The 19,659-nt window shown below is 62.5% G+C and carries 20 protein-coding genes; 9 read left to right on the top strand and 11 right to left on the bottom strand.

Features of this window, described 5'->3' with window-relative positions; genetic code table 11:
* Positions 1-3 precede the first annotated feature (3 nt).
* Positions 4-435 (top strand): DUF6318 family protein, encoded by a 432-nt coding sequence (locus tag ACIQC5_RS22450; protein ID WP_400287309.1) that lies wholly within the window; start codon positions 4-6, stop codon positions 433-435.
* 38 nt (positions 436-473) lie between these two features.
* On the top strand, positions 474-1,388 hold the full coding sequence (locus tag ACIQC5_RS22445) for a hypothetical protein (protein WP_400287308.1): 915 nt from the start codon (positions 474-476) through the stop codon (positions 1,386-1,388).
* A 210-nt stretch (positions 1,389-1,598) separates the two neighbouring features.
* Here the strand turns inward: ACIQC5_RS22445 and ACIQC5_RS22440 are convergent, their stop codons facing one another.
* The 3 genes from ACIQC5_RS22440 to ACIQC5_RS22430 form a co-directional block, all read right to left on the bottom strand.
* Positions 1,599-2,060 carry a DUF3817 domain-containing protein gene (locus tag ACIQC5_RS22440; RefSeq protein WP_400287307.1) on the bottom strand — a complete coding sequence of 154 codons (462 nt, stop codon included), beginning with the start codon at positions 2,058-2,060 and terminating at the stop codon, positions 1,599-1,601.
* Positions 2,061-2,120: 60 nt separating this feature from the next.
* Positions 2,121-2,729, bottom strand: a complete 609-nt coding sequence (locus tag ACIQC5_RS22435) for a hypothetical protein (protein ID WP_400287306.1) — start codon at positions 2,727-2,729, stop codon at positions 2,121-2,123.
* Positions 2,730-2,901: 172 nt separating this feature from the next.
* Complete coding sequence (locus ACIQC5_RS22430; protein WP_400287305.1) at positions 2,902-3,408, bottom strand: hypothetical protein; 507 nt, start codon at positions 3,406-3,408, stop codon at positions 2,902-2,904.
* Positions 3,409-3,538: 130 nt separating this feature from the next.
* Between ACIQC5_RS22430 and ACIQC5_RS22425 the strand changes: the two genes are divergently transcribed.
* From ACIQC5_RS22425 to ACIQC5_RS22405, 5 genes are all read left to right on the top strand, one after another.
* Positions 3,539-4,255 carry a FadR/GntR family transcriptional regulator gene (locus ACIQC5_RS22425; protein ID WP_400287304.1) on the top strand — a complete coding sequence of 239 codons (717 nt, stop codon included), beginning with the start codon at positions 3,539-3,541 and terminating at the stop codon, positions 4,253-4,255.
* Positions 4,252-5,286, top strand: coding sequence for an asparaginase (locus ACIQC5_RS22420; RefSeq protein ID WP_400287303.1), 1,035 nt, complete (start codon positions 4,252-4,254; stop codon positions 5,284-5,286). Before ACIQC5_RS22425 ends, ACIQC5_RS22420 begins: the two co-directional genes overlap by 4 nt.
* 103 nt (positions 5,287-5,389) lie before the next feature.
* Entirely contained in the window at positions 5,390-6,805 is a 1,416-nt protein-coding gene (locus ACIQC5_RS22415) for an aspartate ammonia-lyase (RefSeq protein ID WP_400287302.1), read from the top strand.
* Positions 6,806-6,942: 137 nt separating this feature from the next.
* Positions 6,943-8,451 carry an amino acid permease gene (locus ACIQC5_RS22410; protein WP_400287301.1) on the top strand — a complete coding sequence of 503 codons (1,509 nt, stop codon included), beginning with the start codon at positions 6,943-6,945 and terminating at the stop codon, positions 8,449-8,451.
* A 189-nt stretch (positions 8,452-8,640) separates the two neighbouring features.
* On the top strand, positions 8,641-9,312 hold the full coding sequence (locus ACIQC5_RS22405) for a FadR/GntR family transcriptional regulator (RefSeq protein ID WP_400287300.1): 672 nt from the start codon (positions 8,641-8,643) through the stop codon (positions 9,310-9,312).
* 3 nt (positions 9,313-9,315) lie between these two features.
* Here ACIQC5_RS22405 and ACIQC5_RS22400 read toward each other — a convergent pair whose 3' ends face one another.
* The 8 genes from ACIQC5_RS22400 to ACIQC5_RS22365 all read right to left on the bottom strand — a co-directional run bounded on the left by ACIQC5_RS22400 (position 9,316) and on the right by ACIQC5_RS22365 (position 17,826).
* Positions 9,316-10,203 carry an amidohydrolase family protein gene (locus ACIQC5_RS22400; protein ID WP_400287299.1) on the bottom strand — a complete coding sequence of 296 codons (888 nt, stop codon included), beginning with the start codon at positions 10,201-10,203 and terminating at the stop codon, positions 9,316-9,318.
* Positions 10,196-11,137 carry an aldo/keto reductase gene (locus ACIQC5_RS22395; RefSeq protein WP_400287298.1) on the bottom strand — a complete coding sequence of 314 codons (942 nt, stop codon included), beginning with the start codon at positions 11,135-11,137 and terminating at the stop codon, positions 10,196-10,198. Before ACIQC5_RS22395 ends, ACIQC5_RS22400 begins: the two co-directional genes overlap by 8 nt.
* Positions 11,134-11,448, bottom strand: a complete 315-nt coding sequence (locus ACIQC5_RS22390) for an L-rhamnose mutarotase (protein WP_400287297.1) — start codon at positions 11,446-11,448, stop codon at positions 11,134-11,136. Before ACIQC5_RS22390 ends, ACIQC5_RS22395 begins: the two co-directional genes overlap by 4 nt.
* Entirely contained in the window at positions 11,441-12,748 is a 1,308-nt protein-coding gene (locus ACIQC5_RS22385) for an alpha-L-fucosidase (RefSeq protein ID WP_400287296.1), read from the bottom strand. Before ACIQC5_RS22385 ends, ACIQC5_RS22390 begins: the two co-directional genes overlap by 8 nt.
* A gap of 99 nt (positions 12,749-12,847) precedes the next feature.
* Entirely contained in the window at positions 12,848-13,843 is a 996-nt protein-coding gene (locus ACIQC5_RS22380) for an ABC transporter substrate-binding protein (RefSeq protein ID WP_400287295.1), read from the bottom strand.
* Positions 13,844-13,913: 70 nt separating this feature from the next.
* The gene (locus tag ACIQC5_RS22375; protein WP_400287294.1) at positions 13,914-14,951 is read right to left on the bottom strand and encodes an ABC transporter permease; all 1,038 of its coding nucleotides are present in this window, start codon (positions 14,949-14,951) and stop codon (positions 13,914-13,916) included.
* Positions 14,948-16,480, bottom strand: coding sequence for a sugar ABC transporter ATP-binding protein (locus ACIQC5_RS22370; RefSeq protein WP_400287293.1), 1,533 nt, complete (start codon positions 16,478-16,480; stop codon positions 14,948-14,950). Before ACIQC5_RS22370 ends, ACIQC5_RS22375 begins: the two co-directional genes overlap by 4 nt.
* Positions 16,481-16,530: 50 nt before the next feature.
* Complete coding sequence (locus tag ACIQC5_RS22365) at positions 16,531-17,826, bottom strand: L-fuconate dehydratase (protein ID WP_400287292.1); 1,296 nt, start codon at positions 17,824-17,826, stop codon at positions 16,531-16,533.
* Positions 17,827-17,967: 141 nt separating this feature from the next.
* On the opposite strand from ACIQC5_RS22365, the gene ACIQC5_RS22360 reads away from it, so the two are divergent.
* Both ACIQC5_RS22360 and ACIQC5_RS22355 read left to right on the top strand, forming a co-directional pair.
* Complete coding sequence (locus ACIQC5_RS22360) at positions 17,968-18,897, top strand: fumarylacetoacetate hydrolase family protein (protein WP_400287291.1); 930 nt, start codon at positions 17,968-17,970, stop codon at positions 18,895-18,897.
* A complete protein-coding gene (locus ACIQC5_RS22355; protein ID WP_400287290.1) occupies positions 18,897-19,655 on the top strand; it encodes an SDR family NAD(P)-dependent oxidoreductase in 759 nt (252 codons plus the stop codon). The genes ACIQC5_RS22360 and ACIQC5_RS22355 overlap by 1 nt, the downstream gene beginning before the upstream one ends.
* Positions 19,656-19,659: the final 4 nt, after the last annotated feature.

Genomic DNA, 19,659 nt, shown 5'->3' with positions numbered 1-19,659 from the left:
AATGTGCCTGTTCCCGTGATGCCGGAGTTGGCAAAGGAGAACACGAAAGAGGGGCTGGAGGCGTTTATTCGGTACTGGTACGCCACGTATTCGTATGCAACAGAAACCGGCGACTTGGGACCCTGGTCACAAGCGACTGATACTTCGACCGCATCCGCCCTGGCATACAAGAGGGCCATCGAACTCAACCACGTCAACGGTCGCTGGGTCATGGGTGGAAAGATAACTACGCCAGTTATCGAAGTCCAATGGAGCGAGGGTGCCGTCTCGCAGTCAACCAAAGTCCAAGTCATCCAAGCGGAAATACAGTACTTCGACGCGGACGGGACTACGGGTCAGGAGCCTTCGCCCGCATCCAATTTTGCCGAAGCTGTCATTTCAGAGTTTAAGGGCGGCAGTTGGTACGCAACTGACAATGGAATGATTGTCAGCTAACCATGCGGACATTTCGATTCGGTCTATTTGCGTTGGTCGTGGCAGTTCTGCAGACCAGCTTCGGAGCCACGGCATCGGACGCGGACGATGATGCTCGAGTCAGCATAGGAAAGCACGAGACAGGGCTCGCAATACGCGCCGAGTTCACTATCGACCCAGTAACGGGTTTGCTTGCCCCAAAGCTTGCTGGCGATTCATCCACCGCCGAGGATCCCAATCAGTACATGGCGGACACGCATTGCCGTGCCGATGGGCCGGACACCGTTGACCCAGGCTGCCTCACCCTCGAATGCCCGCCCACCACAGCCGGCGGCCAAACAGGAACACCCGTGATCTGGAAGCAGGCACCGAAGGCCATCACCAATCCTGGCTGGACCAACTGGACACCCGTCACCGGCCCCACCTGCCTCTACGACCCCGAACCCCAGAACGTCCTCGCCAACATCGCCGCCCGGATCATCAACGACTTCCGCCAACTCCCCGTCAACCCAGGAACCCTCAAAGCCGAACCCTTCCCCCACACCCTGCGCGGCGGACCCACCAACTTCTACACCACCGCCACAAACCAAACCTTCGACATCACCATCCTCGGCCAAAACGTCCACCTGACCGCCACCCCGGCTTCCTTCACCTACACCTACGGCGACGGCACCAGCCTCGGACCCACACCCGTGGCCGGCTACCCCCTCCCCGAAAACCAATGGCTCACCACCGAAACCCGCTCCAGCCACATCTACACCGAAACCGGCAACTACCCCGCCACCATCACCACCAGCTTCACCGGCACCTACTCCGTCAACAACGGCCCACCCCTGCCCATCAACGGCACCCTGGACCTAAGCACCCCACCACAAACCATCCACGTCTGGAAAACAGAAACCCGCTTCGTCGCCGACACCTGCGACGAAAACCCCCAATCCTGGGGCTGCCCCGGCACAGAACCACACCACTAAACAAGGAAGCCGCCCAGATATCGAAGCCGTCGCTTCCCGACTGAGTTTGACCCCAAACCACCCCCAAAACACCCCAAAAGCGCGCCATCCAACCCCAAAGAAGGTCACGAAGACACACCCACCAGCTACCAAAGGCAGGTCAGGAAGACACACCCAAGTCGAACAGCAGGCTACACAGCGAGCAGCCAGCCGTGGAGTAAGGGCCAGGTACTAGGAGAACCAGGTGTCGGGAGGCCCCATGAAGAGCAGGAAACCAAACACTGCCCCAACTGCCACGAGGGTCACCACCACGGCGAGGATCGGATTGCCCAAAACCCAGGCCTGAACCTTTTCCAAGGCCCCTCGCGGTTTCTCTCCCCCGGCGGCCAGACGCCAGCCACCGGCAAGCAGACCCCGACGGTCGAGTGACTTCTCCACGGGAATGGTGGCGTAGGGAATCACTGCGGAAGCAACTGCAAGAAGCCCGGTCCGAGCAGGCCACTTCTGGTTGATCCACGTGAAAGCGGCCGTAGCGGCGTAACAAAGGAAGACAAACCCGTGGATGCCACCTGCGATGCTCACACCGACGTCGGTGGTGCGCGTGACGTACTTAAGGAATAACCCAATCAACAGCAACGTCCACGTCACGGCTTCGGCGAAAGCAACGGTCCGGAACAGGGTACGCGGCGACATGAAGGTCCTCAGCTGGGAAACGGGAGTCACATCCAATTTACCGTGATCGACGGATGCCCTTCACATCGGCATGGGCAGGAGCACGCCGTTCCGGATCCGGGATTCGCCGAATGCAACAGGTATGGGTGCAATCTCGATGGGTGGCTGGTGGCGGGTCTTCGGTTGTCCGACGGCGATGTGCGGCACCCATCTCGGCGATCTGTAGCCAAGGGCTGGTGAGCTGAGGATGAAGTCGTCGATGTTGTCCAAGCCGAGTTGGTCCAGGAGTACGTGGAGTCCTTGGACCAGAAGGCCTTGGTAATCGTGCACACCTTGGGGCACGTCCACTTCGAGCCCGCTGACGCGCCCATTGCCCAGAGTGATGACCCTGTTGGACATTCCTAAGAATCCTTCGAGCACGAGCAGTTCCCGCAACCAACTGACAATTTCGGGCGTGGCCTCATCTGCTCCGGTGTTGCCCTTGGTCCAAGCCACGATGTCCCCGACAAGGTCGTCCAGGATTCCGAGATGCAGCAGGGTCATGTGCAGCCCCCGGGGTCGGCGAAGAGCATCAACAAATCGTCCGAGACCTTCGTAGTCGTCGGGACAGGCGCCAACACCCAAGACAGGTACCTCCACGGTGATCCGGGGGACCTGCGGGCCAAATTTTCCTCGCTGACCTGCCGTCATGGACGCCATTATGCTCCGACGCCGGTCGCGGCGCAGCAGAAAGCGGCGCAGCAGAAAATTGCGTCGTCCAAAGCAGCAAGCCGACACGAACGAAAGCAGCCCAAGCTGGCAAGACTCGACGGCGGCAGCCGACCACCGCCGTCGTACATAAACGCCTGGGTACCTCTACCGCCTATTTCTTCGGGCGTGCTTGAACCAGGTTCGCGAACGGCAGCCGACCGTGAGCAGCGACGAATGCTGCGTGATAAGTGGCTTCAGCGGCATTCACCTCAGCAGCAGGGAATTCCTTCCACGCGATGAGAAGATCCAACGCGTCCCGCAGCTGCCAGATCAACCGGGCGTCCCACACTACGGTCGGCCGGCCACGGCCATAGTCCATGAACTCCTGGATCTGCTTTCGGAGTCCACGGTTGCCCTGGCTGCCCGAACTGGCTTTGCCGAGGTATAGGACGGATGCGTCGGGGACCCATTCAGACTCCAATGCGGCAAGCTTCAGTGACGGGTCCTTCTTCTTGAAAGTGCCGGCGGCGCTCTTGTTGAGGAAGACTGGTTCGAAGGCGGCGGGGCAGAGAATCGCGTAGATGCCCGGGCCTTGCGGGACACGCATGATGTCCACCTCGTCCAAGGGGCGGAAGCCTGTGAAGCCGTCTTGGGTGAGAGTCTTTTTCGTGAAGAGCATGATCCATTCTGCGGGATCGGGGCGGACTGAGGCCCAAAACGCCCGGGCAAGCCCCAAGCACGCCGCCAACAAGCCTGAAGCAAGCCTTTCAGCGTTGACACACCCTTGTGACCCGTGCCATATTCAAAACGTGAACCTGTCAGACAGCCGGACAGCCGGACAGCATGAACCCGCAGCGCATATGCCCATCTCGCGCATTTCCGCAGCCGAGGCGGTCTTCGCTGCCCTCCGCCGCGCCATCGAGGGCGGCCAGTTCGATATCGGCACCAAACTGAGCTCCGAGGCAACGCTCGCAGGCCAGTATGGAGTCAGCCGTTCGGTGATCCGGGAAGCACTCAGGTCCTGCAACACGCTGGGCCTGACAGTAACCAAGACGGGCAAGGGCACGTTCGTCGTGGCAAACAAGGTCGCCAATGACCTTACCTTGGGTCAGTACAGTGCGCGCGATCTTAACGAAGCGCGACCACACATTGAGATTCCTGCTGCAGGGCTGGCAGCCGCGCGGCGAACTGAGGACGAACTCGAACACTTGAAGGAAATCGTCCAGGAAATGCTGAACGAGAATGACCCCGAAGCCTGGGTGAACCTCGACGCCAGCTTCCACTCCGCCGTCGCACGTGCCAGCGGCAACAGGGTCTTCGCCAGTGTCGTCTCCGACATCCGCGAGGCCTTGGCACATCAGTCAGAGACCCTCAACCTCGTGGCCGACCGGCAACACCGCTCGGATGAGGAACACGTCGCCGTGCTGAACGCCATCGAAGCAGGTGACCCGGAAGCCGCCAGCAAGGCGATGGCCGATCACCTGCAGGCCGTCAGCGTCGCCCTGGACACGATCCTCAGCAAATGACTTCCGCAAAGGACACCATGCCCGAAGCACCGGCAACCCAAGCCGAACCACAAACACAGCCCCACCCGGCCCTCACCCGCCATCCGCAACACGTACCGCTCGTGGAGCAAACCCGCGACGGCCTGGTGGAAAGCGTGCACTACGGTTCCTTCATCGCCATCGACGCGCATGGCCGCACCATTCTTGAGGCTGGTGAGCCGGACGCCCCGATGTACCCGCGCTCTTCGCTGAAGCCACTGCAGGCTGTCGCCCTGCTGCGGGCCGGCCTGGATCTCCCTGAAAACCTGCTGGCCCTGACGGCAGCCAGTCACTCGGGTGCGCAGATGCACCGTGACGGCGCGGCGGAAATCCTGAAGCTGCACGGCCTGACCGAAGCGGCGCTGGCGAACAGTACCGACCTGCCCTACGGCGTCGGCGAGCGCGAGGCGTGGCTTCGCGACGGAAACGGTCCAACGCAATTGGCCCAGAACTGCTCGGGCAAACATGCTTCCATGGCGTCCGTCTGTGTCATCAACGGGTGGCCTGTGGAGGAGTACTTGCACCCGGAGCACCCGCTACAGGTTCTGGTCCGGGACATCATTACGGACCTCACGGGCGAGGAAGCAGCTGCGGTCAGCACAGATGGTTGCGGAACCCCGCTGTTCGCGCATTCACTGCACGGCATGGCCCGCGCCTATGGACTGCTGGCATCTGCCGCGGCGGACAGCGCCGAAGGCAAAGTGGCCAACGCAATGCGTCGCTATCCGGAGATGGTGGCGGGCGAGGGCCGCGACGTCACCGCATTGATGCGCGCTGTTCCGGGCCTGCTCGCGAAGGACGGATTTGAAGGCCTGCAGCTGGTGGGCCTGCCGGACGGCCGTGGAGTCGCCGTCAAGATTTCCGACGGCGGCGATCGCGCCCGCATGCCGGTCACCGTCCAGATCCTCCGTGAATTGGGGGTCGACGGCGGCAGCCTGGAACCGCTGAAAAGCCCACCCGTGCTGGGCGGCGGCCAGAGCGTCGGCGAGCTCCGCGCGGCACTCTTCAACTAGAAGCCCTTCAACCAGCCGCTCCTCAACAAGCCGCTCTTCAACCAGGCGCTCCCCAACCAGCCGCTCTTCAATAAGCCGACATCCCCAAGCATTAAGGACAGCTATGACCACCGTCGATCAGGCGATCCCCCTCCGCTCCGAGCACGACCTCCTGGGTGACCGCGATGTACCTGCGGCTGCCTACTGGGGTGTTCACACTCTGAGGGCCATCGAGAACTTTCCCATCACCGGCCAGCCGCTTTCAACCAATAAGCACCTGGTAAGGGGTTTGGCCGCCGTCAAGCAGGCAGCAGCACGCACCAACCACGAACTTGGGCTGCTGGATGCAGAGCGCGCGGGAGCGATTGAGCAGGCGTGCCAGGACATCATGGATGGCATGCTCCAGGAGCAGTTCATGGTGGACGTGATCCAGGGGGGCGCGGGTACCAGCTCCAACATGAACGCCAACGAGGTCATCGCCAACCGGGCCTTGGAAATCCTGGGCCACCCGAAGGGCGACTACTCCAAGCTGCACCCGAACGACCACGTCAACCTGAGCCAGTCCACCAACGATGTCTACCCGACGGCGGTGAACCTCGCCACGATCTTCTCCGTCAAGGAACTCCTCCTCGCATTGGAAGAGCTCGAGTTAGCATTTGCCGAAAAGGGCCGTGAGTTCAGGACCGTCGTGAAGATGGGCCGCACGCAGCTGCAGGATGCCGTACCCATGACGTTGGGCCAGGAGTTCGGCGGATATGCCGTGACGATCGGCGAGGACCGGGCCCGCCTGGACGAGTCCCACATGCTGATCCACGAGATCAACCTGGGCGCCACGGCAATCGGCACCGGGCTGAATGCCCCGGCGGGCTACGCCGAGGCAGCATGCCGGCACCTTGGCGAGATCACGGGGCTTCCCCTTCTCACGTCCGCGGACCTCATTGAGGCCACCCAGGATGTGGGCGCTTTCGTGCACCTGTCCGGCGTGCTGAAGCGTGTTGCCGTGAAACTCTCAAAGATTTGCAACGACCTCCGCCTGCTGTCCTCCGGACCGCGTGCGGGACTGGGTGAGATCAACCTGCCGGCAGTTCAGTCCGGCTCGTCGATCATGCCCGGCAAGATCAACCCGGTGATCCCGGAAGTGGTCAGCCAGGTGGCGTACGAAGTCATCGGAAACGATGTCACCGTCACCATGGCCGCGGAGGCGGGACAGCTTCAGCTGAACGCCTTCGAACCGATCATTGTGCACAGCCTGCACAAGAGCATCTCCCACCTGGAGGCAGCGTGCCGCACCCTTACGGCACGCTGCGTCCGGGGCATCACCGCAAACACCGAACGGCTACGGCTTACCGTGGAGCAGTCGATCGGTCTCGTCACGGCATTGAACCCGCACATCGGTTACGCCTCCGCCACAGCCATCGCCCAAGAGGCACTGGCCACGGGCAAGGGTGTTGCAGAACTCGTCCTGGAGCACGGCCTGTTGACCGCCGCCCAGCTTGAAGAACTGCTCAGCCCGGAACGTCTGGCGAACCTGAGTAAATAGGCCAACACCGGCCAGCAAGCCCAGCAGCTCGTTGAGCTGTCCCGCCCGATGAGGCACACCCCACGAGGCCCTGTCCCGTGCCCCGGTCCCCGCCGGACACGGTCAGGACACCCAACAGGACACCCCTAAGGATTCCAATGACCAATCCCATTACGGACCACACGGTCCCGCCCCAAGCGCATGCCAGCGAGAAGGCCCTCCACAAGGAGGACTCCGGCTACCACAAGGACTTGAAGCCCCGCCAGATCCAGATGATCGCGATCGGCGGTGCGATCGGCACCGGCCTGTTCCTGGGAGCCGGTGGCCGACTCAACGCGGCTGGCCCTTCCCTGGTCATCGCGTACGCCGTCTGTGGTTTCTTCGCTTTCCTGATCCTCCGGGCGCTCGGCGAACTCGTTCTGCACCGCCCGTCGTCGGGGTCCTTCGTCTCCTACGCCCGAGAATTCTTTGGTGAAAAGGCTGCGTTCGTCTCCGGCTGGTTCTACTGGATCAACTGGGCTACCACCACCATCGTGGATATCACGGCGGCGGCGCTCTACATGAACTTCTTCGGGAACTACGTTCCGTGGATGGCGACCGTTCCGCAGTGGGCATGGGCACTCATTGCTCTGGTTGTCGTCCTTTGCCTCAACCTGGTTTCCGTGAAGGTCTTCGGTGAAATGGAGTTCTGGTTCGCGCTGATCAAGGTGGCCGCCTTGGTGGCCTTCCTCCTGGTTGGAACCTACTTCGTGATCTTCGGTACCCCGGTTGATGGCCAGGAAGTTGGTTTCAGCCTCATCTCGGATAACGGCGGCATCTTCCCGAACGGCATCCTGCCAATGATCATCCTCATGCAGGGTGTGCTGTTCGCTTACGCTTCAATCGAACTCGTGGGCACGGCGGCCGGCGAAACGCCCAACCCGGAGAAGATCATGCCCAAGGCCATCAACTCCGTGGTGTTCCGTATCGGCGTCTTCTACGTCGGCTCGGTCATCCTGCTGGCATTGCTGCTCCCGTTCACCTCCTACGAGAAGGGCGTCAGCCCCTTCGTGACGTTCTTTGGATCCATCGGAGTCGAGGGCGTGGACATCATTATGAACCTCGTGGTGCTCACCGCAGCGCTGTCTTCGCTCAACGCGGGGCTCTACTCGACGGGCCGCATTCTTCGCTCGATGTCCGTGGCCGGTTCCGCTCCCAGGTTCGCCCAGCGGATGAACAAGGCGGGCGTCCCTTACGGTGGCATCGCGATCACGGCAGGCGTCTCGCTGCTCGGCGTTCCGCTGAATTACCTTGTCCCCTCAGAGGCCTTCGAGATCGTCCTGAACGTCGCTTCCGTTGGCATCATCGTCACGTGGGCCACGATTGTCCTGTGCCAGATGCAGCTCAAGCGATGGGCGGACAAGGGCTGGCTGAAACGCCCGTCATTCCGGATGTTCGGAGCCCCGTACACCGGCTGGCTCTCCCTGCTCTTCCTGGCGGGTGTCCTGATCATGGTGTTCATCGAGTCCCCGCTGACCATGCTGGTGACGGCCGTGGCTTGTGGACTCATGGTGCTCGGCTGGTTCCTGTGCCGCAAGCAGATCCATGAACTCGCAGCCACCCGCGACGGCTTTACCGGCAGTGCACCGGTGATCGCGAACCGACCGCTTCCGGGCGGCGACAAGTAACAACAGAGTGCCCGACGGCGGCGCCCGGTTCCGTACAAGCGGAACCCGGGTGCCGCCGTCGTTGGTTAACGGCCCAACTGAGTCGCAGATGAGCGCGTTTTGGGCGGTCAAAACGCGCTCATCTGCGACTCAGTTGGGTGAGGACGTGGCAAACGCAGACATCGGACCATTGGCGACTACTATGGGTCCATGGCTGTCACAGACGAGGCGATCAGCAAGATCAAAGACATGCTGATCCGAGGCGAACTCAAAGCCGGCGACCGTTTGCCGCCGGAAAAGGAACTGAGCGAAAGGCTGGGCCTCTCGCGGAGCTCCCTGCGCGAAGCGGTGAAGGCACTCGAACTGATCCGGGTGTTGGATGTGCGCCGCGGCGACGGAACGTACGTGACCAGCCTCGACGCCAAGCTGCTCAACGAAGCTGTGGCGTTTGTGGTGGACCTCCACCAGGATCGCTCCATTCTTGAGCTCTTTGAGGTCCGACGAATCCTGGAACCAGCCACGGCCCATCTGGCCACCGGCAAGATCACCACGGAGGAGCTCCTTGCGCTCCGCGGGACCATGGACGGAATCGACGAGAACACGGACGTCGAAGAGCTGGTTGCCCACGACCTCGAGTTCCACCGGATCATCACCGAAGCCGCGGGAAACGACTACCTCGGCAGCCTGCTCGAAGCCCTCTCCAGCAGCACTGTCCGGGCAAGGATCTGGCGCGGACTAACTCAGGAGAAGGCTGTCGCCCACACGCTCGCGGAGCACCGCGCCATCGCCGACGCGTTGGAACGCGGTGACGCAGAACTGGTGCGGGCACTCGTGACCGTGCACATCAGCGGCGTTGAGAGCTGGCTGCGGCAGGCCCTCTAAGCGTCATAGCCGGTACGTCCGGGCCGCGGTCCCCTCAAGCACGGCATCCTGTTCGTCCCGCGCAAGCTCGGACACGAGTTCCAGAAGCACCTCCAAGGTCCGGCCGTAGGGCGCGCCGAGCGTGCTGACCGGCCAATCGCTGCCGATCATGAGCCTCCCCGGACCAAAAACAGCCAGGGCTTCGTCAAAGAGGGGCCGTAAGAATTCTGCGGAATACTCGACGCCGGGCAAGTGCAAGCCGGAGAGTTTGGCAACGGAGTTCGCCTGCCGTCCGAGTGCACGGAAATCCGCCCGCCAGGCGTCCATCGCCCCCGAATCAGCGAGCGGCGGCTTGCCCAAATGGTCCAGAACCACAGTGAGTTCCGGCAGGTCCCGGGCAAGGCGGACCGCTTGGCCGAGGTGCCGCGGGAACGCATCGGGAACGTCGAAGGCCAGGCCGCGCTTCGCGAGTAAACCCAGGGATTCGCGCACCGCGGGGAGCTCAAGGAAGTCGTCCCGCGGATCGTCGTGCACCAGGTGCCGCACTCCCCGGAACACCGGATTCGCTGCGAACACGTCCAGCTGGGCTGCTGCGACGGAGGGCGTGTCCAGCCGGATCCAGCCCACGACGCCGCGAACCCAAGGGTTCCGGGCCGCGACGGCGAGCATGCTGTGGGTGTCGGCAACAGTATCGTCGGCTTGGACCAGCACCGCGCCCCTGACGCCAGCGGCTTCCAAAACCGTTCCGGCTTCATCTTCGCCGAAGGTTCGGAAGAGCGCGCCATGCTGCGGCCCGAGCCAGGAATAGGGTCGCTGCCCATCGCCACTTCCGACGCCGGACCCCGGCTGAGCGCCGACGTTGGGCTCCGGAAGCGGCCCGAGGTCCCACACATGCAGGTGGGAATCAATCACCCGGCACACCCGCCAAAGCGGCCCAGAGCTCCTCCGGCACTTCTTCATTCATCCGTGCGGCGTTGACGGTCATTTGCTCCGGGCTGCTGGCCCCCACCGTCACGTTCACAACAGCCGGATGCCGCAACGCAAACTGGAGTGCCGCCGTCGGGAGTTCCACACCGAAGTCGCGGCAAATCGCCGCGAGCGCCCGTGCGCGCTCCACCTGCGCCTGAGGCGCCCGCGAATAGTTGTAGTGCGCGTCTTCGGGGACTGCCGCACGGGCCAGGAGCCCTGAGTTGAACACGCCAACATTGACGACGCCGGTGCGGAGCGCCGAGCAGCGGTCCAGCAACGGAACGCCGGGCTGCTCGAGCAGCGTGTACCGGCCGGCGAGCATAACGAGATCGAGGTCCGCAGCTTCGACGCACTCGAGCGCAGCCTCTGCCGAGTTGGTACCGACCCCGATGGCTTTGACCAAGCCCTCGGCCCGCAGCTTCTCCAAGGCCGGCAGCGCATGGTCGATTCCGGACCGGAGATCGTGGACGTCGGGGTCGTGCAAGTAGGCGATGTCCACGTGGTCCAGGCCAAGCCGCTCAAGGGAATCCTCAATGCTGCGCCTGATTCCCGCTTCGGAGAAGTCCCATTGGCGTTTGGTGGTGGCCGGGACATCGAAGCCTTCGTCGTCCGTGCCGGTTCCCTCGGGGTTGGGCACCAGGAGCCGCCCCACTTTCGTCGACAACGTGAAGTCACCGCGCGGTTTTTCGCGGAGCACGGCGCCAAGGCGGCGCTCCGACAATCCCAGGCCATAGTGCGGTGCGGTGTCGAAGTAGCGGATGCCTGCATCCCAAGCGGCATCGACCGTCTCGGAAGCTTGGGCGTCCGGCATCGCTCGGTAGAGATTGCCGATGCCGGCCGCACCAAAGCCGAGGTTGCCCAGTTCTACAACACTCACGAAAGCTCCCATACCAGCGGAATGCCCGAATCATTGCCCGAGTAGTCGTCCTGGACCTCCAGCAGTTCCGCCATCCGCGCCTGCCACGGAACGTTGGCCGGGTGCTCGGCGAGCGCATGCCGCATGGCCTGGTAGTCGTCCACATCCACCACGTGGAAGAGGTCCAGTCCACTGCGCCAGATCCGCCAGTTCCTTACACCGGCCCCTTTCAGCGCGGCGACGAGTTCAGCAGGAATGTGCGCGTGGGCGTCGGCGTACTCCTGCTCGGTACCCGGCTTCAGGCGGGTGTGAAGGGCGATGGTTTCAACCACGGTGGGCCTCCGGTTTGAGGAACAGTTCCAGCACGGGCACGGCGACGTCGGGCCGCTGCACGGGGAGCTTGATGGTGAGCGTACCCGCGGGCTGGCCGCCGGGTGTCATGTTGATGGCTTGTTGCTGCGGGTCAACCTCCTTGAGGAACACCTCCGAGGCGTCGTTGAGTAACTGGGCGTACTCCACCTTGCCGGCCAGATCCGGAAGATGGACGTACTCAAACGGCCAGGCGAACAGGTGCACGTACAGCCTGTCTCCGCTTTGGGTGTAGCGTGCGTCCGGCGGTGCCGTGAACTCCGAGGCACCCGCCCCGTAGATGGAGCGGGAATGTAGCTTCATCCACTCGCCGATTCCCTTGAGCGGGGCAAGCGCGCGCGGGTCGATGCTTCCCCGGCCTGTCGGTCCCACGTTCAACAGCAGGTTGCCGCCCTTGGCCACACCATCGATCAGCATGCGGATGAGCAGGTCCACGGATTTGTAGTTCACATTGTCCCGGTCGTAACCCCAGCTGCCGTTGAGGGTTTGGCAAGCCTCCCAGGTGACCGGAACGCCGTCGACCATCATGGGTCCGGCTGGCTGGTACTGCTCGGGCGTGACAAAGTCTCCCGGGATGTCCAGCCGGTCGTTGACCACGATGCCCGGCTGGAGTTCCCGGACCATGGCCAGGAGCTTTTCCGAGCCCCAGTCCTCACGGCCCTTGCCACCCCAGAACTCTTCCTGGCCGTTGTCTCCGTGTCCGAAACCTGCGTAAGAGAAGTCGAAGAACAAGTAATCAATAGTCCCGTAGTTGCTAAGGAGCTCACGAACCTGGCCGTGCAGGTAATCGCGGTAGCGGGCCATGTCGCGTCCGGCGTTGAGGCTTTCGACGTCGGCCGCGTTGCGTTGCGGGTGAACGCCGTCAACCGTGAAGTCAGGGTGGTGCCAGTCGATGAGCGAATGGTAGAAGCCAACTTTCAAACCTTCGGCACGGAGTGCATCAACGTAGGGACCCACCAGGTCCCGGCCCGCAGGCGTGTTATTGGCCTTGTAGTCCGTCAGCGCCGAATCCCACAGGCAGAAGCCGTCGTGGTGCTTGGTGGTGAGGACCACGTACCTCATCCCGGCCTGACGCGCGGCGCGGGCCCACTCGTGGGGATCGTAGAGGTCGGGGTCAAAACGGCGGAAGTACTTGGAGTACTCCTCAACAGTGATTTCCTCACGGTTCATCACCCACTCGTGGCGGGCAGGCAGGGCGTACAGGCCCCAGTGCACAAACATGCCAAATCGTGCCTCCTCGAACCATGGTGCGTGCTGAATCAACGGGATGCCTTCCGTGTGCCGATGTGCCTTGGACCTTCTTGGAGCGTCAAGCGGGCTCGGATTGGGAGGAGTGCAGCCCCACCCAATCCGAGCGTGATTCTATTCGTACAGGTTTGGCTTGATGGTCTCGGAGTCGATGTTCTTGGCGTCGTACCAGTAGAAACCCGTATCGATCTTGCCCGGCAATTGTTCTCCCTTGATCGCCGCGACTGCCGCCTTCACGGTCTCGTAGCCAATACCGACGGGGTTTTGGGTCACCGCGCCGGCCATGAGCCCGGACCTGATGGCGTCGATCTGTGCCTTGCCGGAATCGAAGCCGACGATGGTCAGCTTCCCCTTGAGGCCGAGCTCCTCTACGGCCTTCACCACGCCGATCGCCGAGCCTTCGTTCGTGCCGTACATGCCTTTGAGGTTCGGGTTGGCGGTAATGATTGCTTTGGCGGCGTCTGCAGAGAGCAATTGGTCGCCACCGGCATATTGGACGGCCACGATCTTGATGCCGGCGTGGTTCTTCTCGATGTATTCCTTGAAGCCGTCCCGGCGGTCGGTGCCGGACTTGGAAGTCTGGTCGTGACCGATGATGGCGATCTCGCCCGTCCCACCAATCAGTTCCGCCAGATGCTTGGCAGCCTCCGCGGCGGCGGCCTTGTTGTCGGTGGAGGCGGTGGTGGCCGGAATGTTGGAGTCAACGCCGGAGTCGAAGGCAATCACTGGGATGTTCTTGCTCTTGGCCTCTTCCAGGAGTGGGGTGGCTGCCTGTGAATCCAGTGCAGCGAAGCCGATGGCTGCAGGGGACTTGCCCAGGGCCGTGGTGAGCATCTGAATCTGCTGATCCACGTCCTTCTCGGTGTTGGGGCCCTCAAAGCTGACTTCGACGTTGAATTCCTTGGCCGCTTTGTCCGCTCCCTGCTTCACGGCCTGCCAGAACTGATGTTGGAAACCCTTGGATACAACCGCGATGTAGGGTTTGGCGCCATTGGCTGTGGCCGCGCTGGCGGATCCGGCGGGTGCCTCGCAGCCGGCAATGGCCACGGCGCCGAGGGCCAGACCGGTCAGGGTGAGAAATGAACGGCGGTTATGAATGGATTTGCTCACGATTTGAAGACTCCCTTTTTCTCTGAGGATTGTTCTCTGAGGATGCGAATGGTTGGAGCGAATGCAACGGCTATTTGGCGGTCTCCTTCCTGCGAAGCATGTCCAGGTAGACCGCCACGAGGATCACGATGCCGATTGCCACGTTCTGCCATTCCTGCGGCACGGAGATGATGCGCAGGCCGTTAGTCAGGACGGACATGATGAGGGCGCCGATCACTGTTCCCACAATGGAGCCTTTGCCGCCGGCGAGAGACGTTCCACCGATCACGACGGCGGCAATCGCCTGAAGCTCGTAGCCCATGCCCTGCCCCGGCTGCGCCGAGTTAAGCCGAGCAGCAATAATGACGCCGGCGAGCCCTGTGAATGCGCCAGCGGCCGTGTAGATCCACAGCTTCCAATTGCGGACGTTGATACCGGACAGCGCGGTGGCCTCCTCGTTGGAGCCGATGGAGAACGTGTATCGGCCCAGAAGAGTCTTACTCATGACGAGCCCAGCCAGTACCGCCACAGCGAAGAAGATGAAGACTGCGTTGGGTACCACCAGTCCTGGGATCGGCTTGCCGAGGGCGAGGTTGGAGAAGCCTTCCGTGCTGGTGAAGTAGATGGGTTTGGTGCCGGAAACCACCAAAGCCAGGCCCTGGGCCACGAGCATGGTGGCAAGTGTTGCAATGAACGGCGGAATCTTGAGGAAGGAAATCAGGAATCCATTGACTGCCCCGATCAAGGCACCCATCAGGATGCCACCAACCACACCGGCCCAGAGCGGGAGTCCCAGATAAGTCAGGACCACACCGGTCATCACCGAGCACAGGCTCATTCCGGTTCCTACGGAGAGATCGATGCCGCCAGTAATGATGACGAAGGTTGCGCCCAGGGCCAGCAAACCGATCACTACTGTGGACAGCAGTATGTCCGAGAGGTTGCTGGGAACCAGGAACCTCGAGTTCATCACCCCGAAGAAGATCACCAGGACAATGAGCGAACCGAATGCCAGGAGCTGCTGGAGGGATGAACGGAACCGGACCGCGAGTTGGCGCACGGGCGCCGGTGCTGCGGGTTCAGGCTGGGTGTCCGTATTCCGGGGTGCTGGTGTCTCTACAAGGCTCAAGTTGTCACTGCTCCTGGTGTGGCGGGGGCGCGGCGTGTGGCCAGCTCCATGATTTCTTCCTGGGTGGCTTCAGCGTTGCTAAGGAAGCCTGTGATCCGGCCTTCGCTCATGACGGCGATCCGGTGTGACATGCGCAGTACTTCGGGAAGCTCGGAGGAGATCATGATGATCGATTTCCCGCCTGCGGCCAGTTCGTCAAGGAGTTTGTAGATTTCCTCCTTGGCGCCAACGTCGATTCCCCTGGTGGGTTCATCGAAAATGAGAATGTCGCAGTCCTTGACCAGCCATTTGGCAATGACCACCTTCTGCTGGTTGCCACCGGAGAGATTGCGTGCCAGCTGGTGGATGGACGGCGTCTTGATCCGCAACTTCCGGCTGTATTCCTCAGCGGTCCGGCGCAGCGCAGCCTCCTTGATGAAAACGCCAGGGGCATTCGCGGCCAGCGAGGAGAGCATGATGTTTTCCTTCACGTCTCGCTCAAGCATGAGGCCCAGGTGCTTGCGGTCCTCTGAGAGGTATCCGATGCCCAGCTTCGCGGCAGCGGCCGGATTGGGGATGGTGGTGTCAGCACCGCGTACCCTCAACCGGGTGAAGGCGGCGCGGTCGGCGCCCACCAATGCGCGGGCCACCTCAGTCCGGCCTGCGCCCATAAGCCCGGCGAAGCCAAGTATTTCGCCGCGGCGCAGCTCGAAGCTGACATCGCGCAGCAGGCTCCGGGTGGACAGTCCCTCGACGGAAAGAACGACGTCGTCCGGCACTTCAGCGGGGACCACGGTCGGCCGCTGTTCTCCCGAAATCGGTCGTCCCACCATCAGCGATATGACTTCCTTCATGGTGGTGTCGGCCGTGCTGACGGTATCAACGTATTCGCCGTCGCGTATGACGGTGATGCGCTGCGATATCTGCTTGAGTTCGTCCATGCGGTGGGAGATGTAGATGACTCCGGTCTGCGGCGAGATGAAACCCCGGATAATCCTGTGCAGGGTGGCGACCTCGGCGTCGTTCAGTGCAGCCGTTGGCTCATCCATGATGATCACTTTGGAGTGGTGGCTCAGTGCCTTGGCAATTTCCACCATCTGTTGCTTGGCCACGGTCAGCTGGCCCACTTTTTGCCGCGGATTCAACTGCAGCCCGATGCGGTCCAGCAACTCCTGGGTGCGATGGTTGAGGGCACGCTCATTGAGCAGTCCGAAGCGCCGGGGCTCGCGGCCAACGAAGATGTTCTGGGCCACGGTGAGGTCCGGCATCAGGTTGAATTCCTGGTGGATGATGCTGATGCCAAGTTCCTGGGCGTGCTTGGGACCGTTTGGCATGAAGGCTTTGCCGTCCAGTTCAAAGCTTCCACTGTCCGGGACATGGATGCCGGACAACAGTTTCATGAGGGTCGACTTTCCGGCGCCGTTCTCGCCGACGAGCGCCAGGACTTCGCCATGATGGAGATCGAGCCCCATATTGTGAAGGGCCCGGACGCCTGGGAAACTCTTGCTGACCCCGTGGACCGAGAGCAGCGGTGATGCTTGCTGGGTCATGCCATCACTTCCTTGTGAGTGCGCGTGCACGTGCGTTGCGGTGTGGCTTATCAGGCCCACATGGGACCGTCAGGGAAGCTGAATGCGGACAGTGTTTCGGGGAGCATTTCGTTTCCGGCGCCAGGAGCCGACGGCGGCCAGTAGGCGCCGCTGTGCACAACCACGGGAGTGATGAAGTGCTCGTGGAGGTGGTCCACGAACTCGATCATCCGGCCCTCCCTGGTCCCGGAAACGGCCACGAAATCGAACATGGACAAGTGCTGCACCGCTTCGCAGAGGCCCACTCCCCCGGCATGCGGGCAGACACGGACTCCGAACTTGGCCGCCAGCAGGAGGATGGCGATGTTCTCGTTGACGCCGGCAACCCGTGCCGCATCAATCTGCAGGACCTGAAGGGCACCTGCCTGGAGCATCTGTTTGAAGACCACACGGTTCTGGACGTGTTCACCGGTGGCCACGGGGATCGGCGCAACACCGCGGGCGATGGCAGCATGGCCAAGGATGTCGTCCGGGCTGGTGGGTTCCTCGATCCACGCGATGTCGTAGGGCGCCAAATGGGCCATCCAGTCGATCGCGTCCTGGACGTCCCAGCGTTGGTTCGCGTCCACGGCAATCCTGATGTCCGGCCCCACAGCGTCCCGCGCAGTCCGGACACGCCGGATGTCGTCCTCCAAGGAGGCACCGACCTTCAGCTTGATCTGGGTGAATCCGTCTGCCACGGCTTCCTTGGCCAGCCGCGCGAGCTTTTCGTCGCTGTAACCCAACCAGCCCGGCGTTGTGGTGTAAGCAGGATAGCCCTCGGCGCGAAGTGCCGCTGTGCGCGCTTCCCTGCCGGGTGCCGCGGTGCGCAGAATCGTCAGGGCTTCGTCGGGCGTCAGTGCGTCTGTGAGGTAGCGGAAGTCCACTAACGCTACGAGTTCCTCCGGGCTCATATTTGCCAGGAGTTCCCAGAGCGGCAACCCTGCACGCTTGGCCTTCAGGTCCCACAGAGCATTTACGACGGCGCCGATCGCCATGTGCATGACGCCCTTTTCAGGACCGAGCCAACGGAGTTGGGAATCGTGGGCAAGTAGTTTCCACGTGGCGCCCATGTCAGCCAACAGCTCTTCTACGTCGCGGCCCAGAATGTGATTCCGCAGGGCATCGAGTGCCGCCGTTTCAACCTCGTTACCGCGTCCGATGGTGAACACGAAGCCGTGGCCCTCGTGCCCGTCGCCGGCGTCCGTGCGGATGATCAAGTACGCCGCCGAATAGTCGGGGTCCGGGTTCATGGCATCTGAACCATCGAGTTCCAAAGATGTGGGGAAGCGGATATCAAACGTATCCACTGCAGTAATGATGCTCATGGGGCTCCTGGTTTGGTGTCACGATTCTCCCCAGAGCCTAAACATCCGATGTCTACCTTGTCAATGGGTCACATTTCCGTATTATGGACGGAAACAGCACACTAGAGCTCGGATGTTAGTCCCAAACGCACGGAGGAAGCCATGACCTTGAAATTCGCCAGGCTGGGCACGGCCGGAAACGAACAACCGGCAGTCATCGCCCAGGACGCCGACGGCAATGAGAAATACTTCAGCCTCGCCACGCTGACCACAGACATCGACGGCGGGTTCCTCGCCGCGGACGGTATCGCCCGCACCCGCGAAGCCCTGAAATCCGGGAACCTCCGTGAAATCCACGCCGAAGGCCAGCGCATTGGAGCGCCGGTTGCACGCCCGGGATCGGTCATTTGCATCGGCCTCAACTACACCGCCCACGCGGCCGAATCCGGCGCAACGCCGCCCGAGGTTCCCGTGGTTTTCCTGAAACCGACAAACACCATTACTGGCCCGTTCGACGCCGCGCCCATTCCGCCGTCGTCGGAAAAGTACGACTGGGAAGTCGAATTGGGCATAGTGATCGGCCGCGAAGCGTCATACCTTTCGTCGGTGCAAGAGGCTGCAGCCTGCATCGCCGGCTACACCGTGACCAACGATCTCTCCGAGCGCGAGTACCAGATCCCCGGCGCCGCAGGTCAGTGGACCAAGGGCAAGTCCCTTCCGGCCTCCACCCCCATCGGCCCATGGCTGGTTCCGGCGTCAGAGGTCGACGCCGGAAACCTCGGCCTGCGAACCTGGGTCAACGGCGAGGTCCGCCAGGATTCGAACACCTCGGACATGATCTTCGACCCTGCCACCGTGGTTCACCACCTTAGCCAGTACATGGTCCTGGAACCGGGCGACGTCATCCTCACCGGCACCCCGGAAGGCGTTGCCCTCTCCGGACGGTTCCCGTACATCCAGCCCGGCGACGTCGTGGAACTCGAAGTGGACGGACTCGGTCGCCAGCGCCAGGAGTACTACCGCGCACAGGCCGGCGGTTCCGGCAGCTCTGGCAGCCAAGCGTCAGCGTCCTTCGCCGGCACCAACGCCTGATGGCGTCGTCGATCATGGAATTCGAAGGCCTCACAGCACTTGTCACCGGCGGCGCCTCCGGTATCGGAGCGGCCATCGCTGACCGGCTCGCCGCGGGCGGTGCGCAGGTAGCAGTCCTCGATCTCGCCCCGGAAGCCAGCCCGCACTTCGGTGTGCAGTGCAACGTGGCCGATGACGCCTCGGTGCGTTCCGCCGTCGAGACCGTCGCCAAGCAGTTCGGCCGCCTCGACATCGTGGTCAATAACGCCGGGATCGGCGCACAGGGCGACATCGCAGCGAACGACGACGACGAATGGCTGCGCGTCCTCAACGTCAACGTTGTGGGCATCGCCCGCGTCAGCCGCGCAGCCCTGGCGTACTTGCGCGAGTCCCCCGCCGCGGCGATCGTGAACACCTGCTCGATTGCCGCGACGGCGGGGCTGCCGCAGCGCGCACTGTACTCCGCCTCGAAGGGAGCAGTCCTGTCACTGACACTCGCGATGGCCGCGGACCACGTGCGTGAGGGCATCCGTGTGAACTGCGTGAACCCGGGCACCGTGGACACCCCGTGGGTCAACCGCCTGCTGGATTCCGCCGGGAACCCGGACGCCGAGCGTGCTGCCCTCAACGCCCGCCAGCCGCACGGCCGGATGGTGGACCCGGCAGAGGTAGCAGGCGCCGTCGCGTACCTCGCCAGTCCGTTGTCAGGCTCGACGTCGGGAACCTCCTTGGCGGTCGACGGCGGCATGCAGGGTCTGCGGTTGCGGCCCGTTCAGTAGGTTC

It is taken from the genome of Paenarthrobacter sp. NPDC092416, assembly GCF_044755025.1.
In the GTDB taxonomy this organism is placed as follows: domain Bacteria; phylum Actinomycetota; class Actinomycetes; order Actinomycetales; family Micrococcaceae; genus Arthrobacter.
Note: the sequence above shows the minus strand (reverse complement) of the source record. Positions and strands in the feature narration are given on the sequence as shown.